8 protein-coding genes are annotated in these 13,141 nt (G+C 58.1%); 3 read left to right on the top strand and 5 right to left on the bottom strand.

Going from position 1 to position 13,141, the window contains the following annotated elements; all coding sequences use genetic code 11:
- Positions 1-14 precede the first annotated feature (14 nt).
- On the top strand, positions 15-2,105 hold the full coding sequence (locus tag FAES_RS02175; protein ID WP_015329552.1) for a hypothetical protein: 2,091 nt from the start codon (positions 15-17) through the stop codon (positions 2,103-2,105).
- Between the two features lie 69 nt (positions 2,106-2,174).
- On the top strand, positions 2,175-3,611 hold the full coding sequence (locus FAES_RS02170) for an MOP flippase family protein (RefSeq protein ID WP_015329551.1): 1,437 nt from the start codon (positions 2,175-2,177) through the stop codon (positions 3,609-3,611).
- Between the two features lie 14 nt (positions 3,612-3,625).
- On the opposite strand, the gene FAES_RS02165 is transcribed toward FAES_RS02170, so the two are convergent.
- The 5 genes from FAES_RS02165 to hemW all read right to left on the bottom strand — a co-directional run bounded on the left by FAES_RS02165 (position 3,626) and on the right by hemW (position 8,694).
- Entirely contained in the window at positions 3,626-4,081 is a 456-nt protein-coding gene (locus FAES_RS02165) for a GNAT family N-acetyltransferase (protein ID WP_041257392.1), read from the bottom strand.
- Positions 4,082-4,097: 16 nt separating this feature from the next.
- Positions 4,098-5,450: a magnesium transporter gene (gene mgtE / locus FAES_RS02160; RefSeq protein WP_015329549.1), complete on the bottom strand. Its 1,353-nt coding sequence runs from the start codon at positions 5,448-5,450 to the stop codon at positions 4,098-4,100.
- 130 nt (positions 5,451-5,580) lie between these two features.
- On the bottom strand, positions 5,581-6,441 hold the full coding sequence (gene rsmA, locus FAES_RS02155) for a 16S rRNA (adenine(1518)-N(6)/adenine(1519)-N(6))-dimethyltransferase RsmA (RefSeq protein ID WP_015329548.1): 861 nt from the start codon (positions 6,439-6,441) through the stop codon (positions 5,581-5,583).
- Positions 6,442-6,495: 54 nt separating this feature from the next.
- Entirely contained in the window at positions 6,496-7,440 is a 945-nt protein-coding gene (gene mtgA, locus FAES_RS02150; RefSeq protein ID WP_015329547.1) for a monofunctional biosynthetic peptidoglycan transglycosylase, read from the bottom strand.
- Between the two features lie 111 nt (positions 7,441-7,551).
- Positions 7,552-8,694, bottom strand: a complete 1,143-nt coding sequence (gene hemW / locus FAES_RS02145) for a radical SAM family heme chaperone HemW (protein ID WP_015329546.1) — start codon at positions 8,692-8,694, stop codon at positions 7,552-7,554.
- Between the two features lie 386 nt (positions 8,695-9,080).
- On the opposite strand from hemW, the gene FAES_RS02140 reads away from it, so the two are divergent.
- Complete coding sequence (locus FAES_RS02140; RefSeq protein WP_015329544.1) at positions 9,081-13,136, top strand: S8 family serine peptidase; 4,056 nt, start codon at positions 9,081-9,083, stop codon at positions 13,134-13,136.
- Positions 13,137-13,141 lie beyond the last annotated feature (5 nt).

Here is a 13,141-nt window from a genome sequence, read left to right as displayed (position 1 = left end):
CCATCAAACACGCAATGAAACAAATGTACCTTTTTGGCGTGGCCATTCTTGGCATTGGCTTGCTTGTGCTAAATCGGCCCAACGACGTAAGTGTCCACCCGGCGCAGGTGGCGGGCCTGCCCAAAACGCCTGTTTTTACCGCTACCGGCCGAATCCCTATTGACGCCCGCCGCTGGTATCAGGTCGTGAATGCCAGCAATGGCCTGGAGGGATTGTTTGATGGCAAGCTGGAGGAAAGCGTACAGACGGGCTGGAACAAGCTCATCCCCAACTACGATGCGTATTACCCGCTGCATGATGGTGAACAGATGACCATCGACCGCATCCGGCTGTACGATTTCAACGACCAGAACCTCGACAAGCCGTTCACGCTCTCGATCATCACCGCCGACTGGAAACGAATACCCATTGCGCGCTTCGTGGGCGATAAATACAACGAATGGGTTGGCCCCGACCCGAAGAGCCCCGGCGAATTCCGGTTGAAACAACCCATTGCGGGCGCCCGGTTTCTGGTTATCAACACCTGGGGCGCCTACCCGTCGGAGCTGGAATTATATGGCCAATACGTACCTGGAAAAGCCATACACACGGCCCCGCCGGTTCGGCACACGCCGTTTCGGCAGGCGGTGGGCGTCAACATGTTTGAATGGAACATGGAAGAAGCCGATCGATCGTGGGAGGTCGACGAAAGCCGGATGCCCGCCATGCGCAGTTTCGCGGCCGTTCGGCATTATATGGACTGGGAAAAGCTGGAAGCCAAACCGGGCGAATATTCGTACAACATGACGCTGAGTGGCGGCTGGAATTACGACGCTATGTATGAGCGACTCAAAGCCGAGCATATCGACGTGTTGGCTTGCCTCAAAACCATTCCGAAATGGCTGGAAAACCTGTATCCGCCCGATCAGCGCGACTATGGCAACAATCCCGTTCGCTACGGGGCCGACCTGAGCCAGCCCCGCTCCTACCTCGAACAGGCGCGGGTGGCTTTCCAGTACGCGGCCCGTTATGGGTCCAACAAACGGATCGACCCGGCGCTGGTGAAGATAACGACTGAACACCCGCACTGGGCCCCCGCCAACCAGAAGAAAATCGGGCTGGGGCTGATTCGGTACATCGAATGCGAAAACGAGCGCGACAAAACCTGGAAGGGACGGCAGGGCTACCAGACCGCCCGCGAATACGCCGCGAACCTGTCGGCTTTTTATGATGGCCATAAGCATACGCTTGGCCCCGGCGCGGGCGTGAAAAACGCCGATCCGACCATCACGGTGGTCATTGGGGGGCTGGCGGCGCACACCACCGATTATGTGCGGGCCATGGTCGACTGGTGTCGCGAGTTTCGCGGTTACCACCCCGATGGCCGTGTGAATCTATGCTGGGACGTTATGAACCAGCATTTATACGCCAACGATGAGCAGTCGTCGCAGAATGGCCTGATGGGACAACAGGCAAACGCTTCACGTGGAGCCGCCCCCGAGCGGGCTGGTGTTGGCGAGCAGGCGCGGGCCTTTGTGCAGCTCTCACACGAGCTCTGCGGCGATATGCCCGTCTGGATAACCGAAGCCGGCTACGACACAAATCAGGGCAGTCCATTCCGCGCTATACCCATCGGGCGGAAGTCGGTATTGGAAACGCAGGCCGACTGGATTCTGCGGACGGCTTTGCTCTACCTTCGGGAAGGCATCGACCGGGTCTTCTTTTACCAGATGTACGACGAAAACCCCGCCAACCCAACGCAGTTTAGTTCGATGGGGCTTATCAACGGCGACAAAACCCGCAAACCCGCCGCCGACTACCTGTATCAGGCCACCCAGCTGATTGGCAACTTTACGTACCAGAAGACGATTAGCCGCGACCCTATCGTTGACCAGTATGAACGAACACTGCCTGACGGGTCGCGCCAGCTAGCCTACGTGCTGCTGGTGCCCGACGAGCGGGGACGAACGGCCACCTACCGGCTGAACGTACCCAAGGGACGGGCCGTCGAACTTTTTTTACCTCAAATTGGCCGCGACCATATGACAAAACAGCGAATGATAAGTCTAAATGGTGATGTAGTTATACCGGTAAGTGAGACACCTATCTTTGTCATCGGCCAATAAGCCATTCATGACGTCGTCAACGGTTAGCAGTGGTCATAAGGCCTACAGTGGTCAATTCCCCTTTCTTAAATGAGTACAAAAAGTGCAGCCCTGAATGGAGGTAAGTGGATTACCATCGCGACGGTAATCTCAACGGTCTTTCAGTTTGGTCAGGTGACGGTACTGGCCCGGCTGCTCTCGCCTACCGAATTTGGGTTAGTGGCCCTCAGTAACTTGATTCTCACCTTCTTTCAGCTATTCACTAACCTTGGTTTTTCGGGATCGATCATCTACAAACAGGAGAGCGATCGCACGGTGCTGTCAACCCTATACTGGCTCAACATCAGTCTTGGCGTGTTGATCTTCACCGTACTCCAGTTTTCGGCCCCCACTATTGCCAGCTACAACCACGAGCCCCGTCTGGAGCGGGTATTGCACCTGTCGTCGTTCTATTTTTTGATCGTCTACATTGGGCAACTTTACTTATTTCTGATGGAAAAGGAACTGCGGTTCCGAACCATCGCGATCATTGACATTGTCGGCACGGTAGTCGGTACAGGCACCACGCTTGTGCTGGCGTTCCGGGGCATGCACGAACTGTCGCTGGTGATAGGGCAGCTGGTTGGGCAGGCGCTGCGCACAACGCTACAAGTGTTGCTGGGTTACCCGCTGTTTGTGCCCCGGTTTCAGATGGTCCTGCGCGAAGTGCGCGAACACCTGCGGTTTGGCCTGTATACGCTCGGTGATGGCATTCTGGGCTTCGTGCAGTCTAACTACGACAACCTGTTTATCGGGTTTATTCTGGGCAACGAGATGCTGGGTTTCTACACACTGGCCTACCAACTGGCCGTGTACCCCATCACCAAGCTCAACCCGATTATCCTGCAGGTGGCGTACCCGGTGCTGGCTAAAATGCAGGACAATAATGCCGAATTGAAACGGTCGTATCTGAAAATCCTCGACATCCTGAGTTACTGCAACATGCCCCTGTTGGCCGGTCTGTTCATTACGGCTGATACGGTGGTGCCGCTCCTTTACGGGCCGGGTTGGGAGTCTACCGTCGACCTGATTCACATCTTCGTGTTCGTGGGTACGTTGATGTGCCTGAGCCACCCCCTCTTTACGCTGGCGTTTACGAAAGGCAAGCCCAACCTGCTCTTCTACCTGAATCTCGCTACCCTGCTAATCAAGATTCCGCTGGTATACTGGCTGGGGCGCGAATACGGCGTAAAGGGCGCCGCGACCGCGTTTCTGCTGGCAACCGCCTTCAATCTGCTGGTCAACTTCGCCATCGTTCACTACCTCGTTGGGTCGTTTATGGGTACGTTCCTGCGGAACATCGTACGACCACTGCTGTTCTGCATCCTGATGGTTGGCGGGGTTGCGGTTTACAAAGCCTTCTTCGGGCATGAAGGCATTGCGAATGCGTTGGCTGAAATCGCCATCGGGGGCGGTATTTACGGGGCGCTCACACTCGCATTCAAAGTGTCGATTCGTGAGCTGAAAGGCCTACGGCAGGCGCTGTAAATCCGCTGACAGCTCTATCCGCGTAGCGGCTTCTCCAGCATAATCGTCAGCCCGTGTTTGCCGGGTTGGGTGCCAACCACGTCGAAACCATGCCGGATGTTCAGGATCAGCATAGACCGCCATTGGTTGTAGGTGTGCGTGCGGATGGTAACGTACCCAGCGAGGCGGCAGGCGTCATGTTGTCGGCACATCAGTTCGGCAGCGATACCCCGTCCGCGCCAGGCCGGATCGACGCCTCCCAGCCAGCTATAAAACGTACCCGACTGCCACTCATACCCAATCTTGCAGCCTACCACCCGTTGGCCATCAAGGGCCAGTAGCAGCTGAAAAGCCGGGTGCGTAGCCTTGCGCGTCAGGTCGTCGAGCCATTCTGCACGTGACTGATTCGCGAATACCGCCGTGAGCAGGTCGAGCAACGTACTCAGCAGCGGTTCGGGTGGTAGCGTGGTATGTGTTTGATAAACGAGCACGAGACTGGAGGGTACGTTACAATTCAGCCAGCAGGTATTCGGCAATCAGGAAGTACACGCCGATGCCGATCAGGTCATTGGCGGTGGTAATAAATGGCCCCGACGCCACCGCCGGGTTGATGCCAATTCGGTTGAGGAGCAAGGGCGTAATGGTACCCATGAACGACGCCAGCAGCACCACGCTCAACAGCGAAAGACCCACGACAGAAAACAGCCGAGGTTCGCCGATCAGGAGCGTGTAGGAACCCGCCAATAAGCCCACTACGGCACCGTTGACCAGCGCCAGCACGAGCGTTCGGAGCAACCGCTGCCCCAAGGAATAGGTCAGTCCCGATGAATCGGAAAGGCTCTGCACGATGAGCGAGGCCGTCTGAATGCCTACGTTGCCACCCGTCGAACCGATAATGGGGATAAATGCCGCCAAAGCCGCAATCTTGCCCAGTTCGCTCTGAAAACCGTTGATCACCGTGGCGGCCATCAAGCTACCCACGGCCCCGGCCAGCAGCCAAGGGAGCTGCGCTTTAGCACGTACCCAGAGCGTATCGTCTTCCTCTACTTCACCCGACAGACCCGAAATCGCCTGAATGTCGTCTTCAGCCTGTTCGGTAATCACGTCGACGATATCATCGATGGTGATCCGGCCCAAAAGGCGGCCCTGTACGTTCACGACGGGCACCGCGTCGAGGTCATATTTCTGCATGATCTCAGCGACCTCGGTCACGGGCCGGTAGGTTTCTACAGCGACTACGTCCTGCTCGTAGATGTCCGCAATTTTGGCGTATTTCCGGGCCAGCACGATCTTTTTCAGCGACACAAAGCCAAGCAACTTGCCCGCTTCATCGACCACGTAGACGGCGTAGACTTTCTCCACGTTTTCGGCCTGCTGCCGGATCTCCTCGATGCACTGATTGACGTTGGTGTCGACTTGAATCTTAACCAACTCCTTCTGCATGAGGCCCCCGGCCACGTCTTCGTCGTAGTGGAGCAGGTCGATGATAAACCGGGCCTGTTCGCGGTCGTTGAGCAGGCCAATCACCTCTTCGCGCAGTTGCACCGGCTGCTCGTTGAGCAAGTCAACGGCATCATCGGAATCCATTTCCTCGACAAACGGGGCTAGCTCTTCCGATGTAAACGACGCGATGAATCCATCCCGAATTGACTCGTCGAGGTTCACCAGAATCTCGGCACCCACGTTTTTGTCGAGTAAACTCAGCAGGTAGCGGGCCGAAGTCGTGTCCAGTTCATACAGAATCCCCGAAATATCGGCCGGATACAGCTCGTCCATGTCGGCGCGAAGGGTCGTTTCGTCGCCTGCGTCGATTGCCGTCTGAATCCGGTCGAGGTATTCTTTGGTAAGTTCGAAGGTCATGGAAAAGAATGGGAACGCGGATGAAGCGAATGGAAAGGCGTATGCGGGTAGTCAGAAAAGCAGCTTCACAGCAGGTTGCTTCTAGGTTGCCTAAGCGCCTAAAAGTGGTATCGATCCATCAAAGTCCGCTTCATCCGCGTTCCATCAGCAACGTCAATTCGACGAAATCGGCCACGCTGAGTTGTTCGGCGCGTTTATCCATGAATGGGCTGGCGGCGGCTGCTTCCGTAATACCGAGGGGTTTGAGTGCATTGCGGAGCGTTTTGCGTCGCTGATTGAACCCATGTTTCACCACGTTGGTAAATTTACGCTCATCGCAGCCCAGGTCGGTACGGCTATTACGGCGGCAACTGATCACGCCCGAATGCACTTTGGGGGGCGGGTTAAACACTTCCGGCCCCACCGTAAATTCGTATTTGACGTCGTACCAGGCTTGTAGGAACACGCTCAAAATACCATAGTCGCGGCTACCTGGTCCCGAGGCGAGCCGTTGGGCCACCTCACGCTGCAACATGCCCACCACCTCGGGCACCTGCTCGCGCATCTCGAGTACTTTAAAGAAAATCTGGCTTGAAATGTTGTACGGAAAATTACCGATGACCGCGAATGGAGCCGCCGAATCGCCGTATAGCTGCGTAGGGTCCATTTGCAGAAAGTCGCCTTCGATAATGTGCCCGTTCAACTCAGGTACGTTGCGCTTCAGGTACGTGACCGATTCGGTGTCGATCTCCACCACATCGAGTTGAAACCGACTGTCTTTGAGCAAAAACTGAGTCAGCACGCCCGTGCCAGGGCCAATTTCGAGCACATGTTTGTAGGGCACTCCGTCGATACCGGCGTGGCCACTGAGCAGGTCGGCAATCCGCTGCGAAACGCTCATATCGGTCAGAAAATGCTGACCCAAGGCTTTTTTAGGTGTAACGTAATTGGCGTGGCTACTAACCGGACCCGAACGTTTTCCAGCGCGATTGACGGAATGGCGTGACTTCATGCTGCGAAGGTACGATGCACGTTCCGTAGAGACGCATGCCGGGCTCCGCCGCGATCACAGGTTTCGAATGTATTTCTGGCCGCCCAGCGCGCGCATCTGCCGGGAGATCTGGCGGGTGCGGCGCTGAATGTAGGCCGACGGATTCTTGACCGAAAACTTGTTCGGATTGGGCAGCACGGCGGCAATCCGGGCGGCTTCGCTGCGACTTAGGCTGCTGGCCGAGTGCCCATAGAACCGTTCAGAGGCGGCTTCGACTCCGAAGGTCATCGGGCCGGTTTCGGCAACGTTCAGGTACACTTCCAGAATGCGTTTTTTGCCCCAGATCAGTTCGATGAGCACCGTGAAGTACACTTCGAGCCCCTTTCGGATGTAGCTGCGGCCCGTCCAGAGAAACACATTCTTGGCCACCTGCTGCGAGATGGTGCTGGCCCCACGCGGCCGTTTGCGGTACTGGTTTTCGCGGATCGCATCCTGAATTTCGTCGAAGTCGAACCCCCAGTGGTACGGAAACTGCTGATCTTCGGAGGCTACGACGGCCAGGGCGGCTTCCTTATTGATCTCATCGAACGACCGCCAGGTTTTGTGAATCTCACTGGGCTGATCGGTGCCCATCGCGTCCCACTTGCGGCTGATGGTTAAGGGTGTAAACCAAACCGGAACGTACTTCAGCACAACCACCCAGGCCACCGAACCCAGGAATAGCACCAGCATGGTTTTAACCAAAAACCAGTAAACGACCACCAGCATGGGATGCCGCCGAACGTAGGTCTTTGTCTGCTGCCACCGCTGCCGAACCGCCTTACCCAGCGCGCTCTTATACAGCCCCGACGACGTACCCGACGGTTTCGTTCGGGGCGATTCGCGGCGCGACTGACCCGATGGTGACGAGCCGGAATAGGGGCGGTTGCCAGGCTGGTTGCTGGGCGGCATAGGCGGCGGAGTTAACCGAGGGTCGGGGGCAGGCGTTCGTAGGCGATTAACGCGCTTTTCGGGCGGCATGGTATGGTGCTGTTCACTGTTTTCCGTCTACGGTCTTTGGGCCCGGCTCCTCTCGGCCATAGCCGACAACAGAATACCGCAGCCAGAAAATCGAACCGGATTGTTACAAACTTAACCTACGAATAACTCACTCGCCACGCGATCGGCGAAGAGTTTGCCCGATTCGGTGAGCGTAAGGCTGTTTTCTGTTTGAACGAGCCAGCCCGTCTGTGTCAACTGAGCCAACGTCGTAGCCTGCTCGGCTGAGAAGGACGCACCGAGCAGCGCGTCGAGTTCGCTCAACTGGCAACCCCACTGGGTACGTAGGCCCGTCAGCAAATAATCGTTGACCTGATCGGCGGGAGTTAGCGCTTCGCGTTCGCTGGGTACGTCGGTCAGCTCGGCGCCCTCATGCAGCGCCTTTACGTACAGCGCATTGTTAGCAACATTGTATTGACGGCTTTGAATGTCGTAGGAGTGGGCCGAGGGGCCGATGCCCAGGTAGGGGCGGCGTTGCCAGTAGGCCGTGTTGTGGCGGGCGTATTGGACGGTGGAGCCGATCTGCCGGGCAAAGTTGGAAATCTCGTAATGCACGTACCCAGCGGCCTTGAGGGCGGTCACCAGTTCGGCAAACTGGTTGGCCGATAACGCTTCATCGACAGACGTCAGCCGACCCTTAGCCATCCAGCGTCCAAAGGCCGTGTCGGGTTCAATGGTGAGGTTGTAGGCCGAGAGGTGAGGTACGTCTAGCGCCAGCGCTTTATCCAGATCGCGGGGCCAGATCGTCTCCGAAATACCGTAAATGAGGTCAATGCTGAGGTTCTCGAAACCAGCGTCGCGGGCGCGGGGCACGCAGGCTTCGGCTTCGGCGGCGTTGTGAGCGCGGTTCATCCAGCGCAACGTAGCTTCGTCAAATGTCTGAATACCAATGCTTAATCGATTGACGTAGCGGCGGAGCATCGCCAGGTGAGCCGCGTCTGCCAGGTCGTCGGGGTTGGCTTCAAGAGTAATTTCGGCGTCAGGCTCGACGGTGAAGTGACGGTGAATGGCGTCGAGCAGGTACGTCAGCTCGGCTTCGGTGAGTAGGGAAGGGGTACCCCCGCCAAAATAGACCGTCTGGAGAGGTGTTTGGGCAGGTAGGTACGTATGCCGCAGGTCGATTTCGCGCGCCATCGCCTCCACCACCGCCCGGCGCTGTTGCTGATTGGTGCTGAAATGGAAGTCGCAGTAATGGCAGGCCTGCCGGCAAAAGGGAATGTGCAAATACAGATGCATACGAAGCTAACGACCGGCTACTGGCAGTTAGTTGCATCGGCGGTTTGGCCTATTTTTTAGGGCAGCTTTTGCAGCGTTTCCCCTTCTTGTACTTTTTGCAACAGGTCTTAAATACGCAGTCAGGTACGTTGCGGGTGATTAAAGGTAGCGCAATCAGCGTGGTCGGAAAAGCGTCGTTGTCGGTGTCGTGTTGCATGATAGTCGATAAAGTACATCAAATTTATAGTTTATTTAGATTCAATCAACATAAGCAGTCGATTATCTTGTGGCTGCCTTTGCTAAACCTGATAATAAAGTTGTGGCGTGCCGACAACGGTTCGCGGTGGTTTGACGTATGCAAAGTAGCTTTGTTTATATAGGTGATTCGTTAACTATCAACTTCTTGTATGACTCAATTTTACCGGCTTGCCGGGCTGCTGGCTTTCCTGAGCAGTTCGGTGCTGGCACAACCGCTGCCCCAATACAGCGCGGCACAACGCAGTCGCCTTCAAGCTCTTCAACAGACGCTATCACAGGAACAAACCAGTAATTACCAGAGAGCCCTTACCGTGGCTACCCAACGTGGTCGCCAGGCCATAGAGCCGGCTGGTAACGGTCACGTGCAGATCCTGCGCGGGATTGACGAAATCACGGGCAATCTGCTCTACGATATCTCCTTTACCAACGTACGCGCGGCCGAAACCACCCGCACCACCAGCCTCTACAGTGGGGGCAGCCTCGGCGTGAATCTGCGGGGTGGTTCGGCCTCGGTGAAAGACCGGCTGGGCATGTGGGAAATTGCGGCGACCTACACGGGGCATCCCGAGTTTCAGGGCCGGGTAGTGCAGCAGGATATTACCAGCAGTATCGACCGGGAAGCCGACGACGTTAACCACGCCACCCACGTGGGCGGCACACTGGTGGCCGCCGGGCTGAATCCGCTGGTGCGGGGCATGGCGAGCGGCGCGAACCTCAAAGCCTGGGATGCCAGCAGTGATGTATCGGAAATGACCGGCGCGGGCCAGAATCTGCTCCTGTCCAACCACTCGTACGGCAGCATTGCGGGCTGGCGCTACAATTCGTCGCGCACGACAACCAACAAATGGGAGTGGTGGGGCGATACAACCCTGAGCGCCACCCAGGATTTCAAATTCGGACAATACGACAACACGGCTCGCGCCTGGGATGTCGTGGCGGCAGCCGCCCCTTATTACCTGATCACCAAATCGGCTGGTAACAACCACGCTGAGGGCGGCCCCCCGGCGGGGGAGGCGTATTTTCTGGTACAACACAGCAGCCGCCGGAGTACGACGCCCCGCGAAACGCAGGTTGGTTACGACAACATTCCGACCTACGGCAACGCCAAGAACATTCTGACCGTCGGGGCGGTGTCGCGGCTGAGCAACGGCTACAATCGGCCGGGCGACGTTAGCATTGCTTCGTTTAGCAGTTGGGGGCCCACCGACGATGGCCGTATCAAGCCCGACATTGTGGGGATGGGCGTCAACGTAACCTCGACCGTGTCGTCGGCATCGTTTGCGTATGGGACCGAGAGCGGCACGTCGATGTCGTCGCCCAATGTGTCGGGGTCGCTGTTGCTGTTACAGGAATATTTCGCGTCGCTGAACGCCAGCAAAGTGATGCGGGCCAGCACCCTGAAAGCATTGGTGTTGCACACGGCCGATGAGGCGGGTGACGCGCCCGGTCCCGATTACCGCTTTGGCTGGGGGCTGCTGAACGTAGAAAAAGCGGCGCAGGTGATTCGCAACGCCGAACGCACCCATGTGCTCGATGAACGGACACTGGCGCAGGGGGCAACCTACTCGCTGTCGGTGGTGGCGTCGGGGCGGGGGCCACTCGTAGCGACCATCGCCTGGACCGATCCCGAAGGCACCGCTCAGACGGGTGCTGCCCGGATCAACGACCGCACCCCCAAGCTGGTCAACGACCTGGATCTTCGCCTGGCGGATGGCACAACGACCACTTCGCCCTGGGTACTTGACCCCGAAAATCCGGCAAGCGCCGCTACCCGTGGCGACAACATCCGCGACAACGTCGAGCAGGTATACGTCGCTAACCCGGTGCCGGGACGTACCTACGTGCTCACGATCAGCCATAAAGGCACGCTCCGCAATAACGCCCAGGATTATGGGCTGGTAATAAGTGGCGCGGGTGGCGTGGCCTATTGCGCGTCGGCGGCCTCGTCGTCGGGTGATAGCAAGATTGCCCGCGTTCAGTTTGCCAATGTCGATCAGGCGGGGGCGACGGGCTGCACCACCTACACCGATTTTACGAGCGCAACAACCGTAGCCGAGGTGCAGCCGAGTCAGCCAGTGCCCATCACCGTCACGACCGGCACCTGCGGCGCGGCGCGGTCGGTGGTGGTAAAAACGTTTGCCGACTGGAACGCCAACGGATCGTTTACCGACGCGGGTGAGCTGCTGGGTACGTCGACAGTCCTGACCGGGCCGGGTACGTTCGTCGGGAGCCTTACGGCGCCGGCCAGCGTAACGGCGGGCTCGATTGTGCGGCTGCGCATTGTGGTGGTCGAAACGGCCGATGCCAACGCCGTGCAACCCTGCGGTAATTATGGCGCGGGCGAAACGCAGGACTACCTGCTGCGCATCATCCGGTCGCAGAATGATGTGGCCGTCACGACGCTGCCCTCGGCCAGTCCGCTTTGCGCTGGCACCGAAACGGTATCGGTACGGGTGCGCAACCTGGGCGGAAATGACCAAGCCAACCTGCCCGTGACGGTGACCGTAACACGCGATAATCAGCCCGTCGCGACCTTCAACTCCACCATCACGCAACTGCGCGCCTACCGCGACACTCAACTGGCGTTTACGCTACCCACGTCGGTGACGCTGTTGCCGGGACAGACGTATCGGTTCACCACGCGTATCCAGCTACCGAGTGATCAGGATACGACGAACAACAGCTTCACCGAAACCCGCACCGTAGGGGCCAGTTCGTTGGTCGGCAATTTCGCCGCGGTGACCTGCACGGGCGACCCGGCCCTGCAATTGCAGAACACGGGTCAGGGCACGGCGTTCTGGTACGATGCTGCTGTTGGCGGTACGTTGCTGGCCGCCGGTAACCGAACCAGCATTGCCAGCCGCCCCACGGTTTACGCCAGCCTGAACGACTTTGCCGGGCGGTTGGGGCCGGTGAGCAAAACCGATTTCCAGGGAGGCAGCTACGCGGGTAACTTCGGCCCGCAGCCGCTTATCTCGACCAACGTGCCGCTGCGGATCGATCGGGCACGGATCTACACCGGTGCGGCGGGGCGATTGACGTTCTCGGTACGCCGCTTCGACGAAACCGTGATCTCCAGCGTTACGCTCGACGTGCAGGCGACCCGTACGTTGCCCGCTTCGGCCACGATAGCGGGTGGGCAACAGGCCAACGACCCCAACGATCAGGGCGCGGTTTATCCGCTCAACCTGTCGATTCCCGAGCCGGGCGATTACAAAATCGCGATCGAATACGAAGAGGGCGTCACTATCTTCCGCAGCAACTCGGCTACGGCGGGCTTTTCGTTTCCTTATCAGCTACGTAGCCAGTCGGGCGATGTGATTGCCAGTTCAAAAGGTTCGCTCTTTCAGCAGGCCACGGGTGTAATGGATACCCTGCGAACCGCCTGGTATTACTTCTATGACATGCAACTGCGCCCGCTCGATTGTCCCTCGGCCCAACGCGTAGCCGTGACGCCGTCGGTGCGGCCAGCGCCAACGGTCAGAGCCTCGGCTATCGGCAGCACCTCGGTTTGCCAGGGTGGGGCCGTGACGTTGCTGGGCACTGCCACGACGGCCGTAGCCGGCGAAACGTTTGGTTATCAATGGCTACGCGACGGGCAGCCTATTGCTGGCGCCACGAGTTTGACCTACGCGGCCTCCGAAGCGGGCAGCTACTCGTTACAACTCATCAGTAGTTGTTCGCCCATTTCATCGTCGGCCATCGCCGTAACTGTCCGTCCTGCCCAGCAGCCCACGGTTGCGCAAAGCGGAAACGTGCTGTCGTCCAATGCCCTGACGGGGAACCAGTGGTTACTGGCCGGCGTGCCGATTGCCGGGGCAACGAGCCAGACCTACGTAGCGACGCAAACGGGGCGCTACTCGGTACGGGCCAACGTGGGTGGTTGCGGCGAGGCTACGTCGGCCGAAACCTTCGTGACCATCCTGGCCGTCGAACCCGCGCTGAGTGCGAGTCTGCGGGTGTTCCCTAACCCAACGGCTAACCGGCTGACGGTTGAAATCGACGCAGCGGCCTCAGCCACGACACCAACCGTGCGGCTGCTCGATGTACGGGGGGCTCTGCAGCAACAACAGCTAATGGCTCAACAGGGCTCGAAATACCAGGTCATTCTGGAGCTGGCTAACCTACCCGCTGGTATGTTTTTTGTTCAGATACTGCATGATCCCACGAAGCCGCTGGCGGTCAAAGCAGTGCTGAAACAATAAAACAC

Source organism: Fibrella aestuarina BUZ 2, assembly GCF_000331105.1.
Lineage (GTDB): Bacteria > Bacteroidota > Bacteroidia > Cytophagales > Spirosomataceae > Fibrella > Fibrella aestuarina.
Note: the sequence above shows the minus strand (reverse complement) of the source record. Positions and strands in the feature narration are given on the sequence as shown.

Excerpts from the sequence above, each read along its gene's own strand:
- FAES_RS02175 (WP_015329552.1), top strand. The coding sequence starts at position 15 with ATGAAACAAATGTACCTTTTTGGCGTGGCCATTCTTGGCATTGGCTTG.
- FAES_RS02170 (WP_015329551.1), top strand. The coding sequence starts at position 2,175 with ATGAGTACAAAAAGTGCAGCCCTGAATGGAGGTAAGTGGATTACCATC.
- mgtE (WP_015329549.1), bottom strand. The coding sequence starts at position 5,450 with ATGACCTTCGAACTTACCAAAGAATACCTCGACCGGATTCAGACGGCA.
- rsmA (WP_015329548.1), bottom strand. The coding sequence starts at position 6,441 with ATGAAGTCACGCCATTCCGTCAATCGCGCTGGAAAACGTTCGGGTCCG.
- mtgA (WP_015329547.1), bottom strand. The coding sequence starts at position 7,440 with ATGCCGCCCGAAAAGCGCGTTAATCGCCTACGAACGCCTGCCCCCGAC.
- hemW (WP_015329546.1), bottom strand. The coding sequence starts at position 8,694 with ATGCATCTGTATTTGCACATTCCCTTTTGCCGGCAGGCCTGCCATTAC.
- FAES_RS02140 (WP_015329544.1), top strand. The coding sequence starts at position 9,081 with ATGACTCAATTTTACCGGCTTGCCGGGCTGCTGGCTTTCCTGAGCAGT.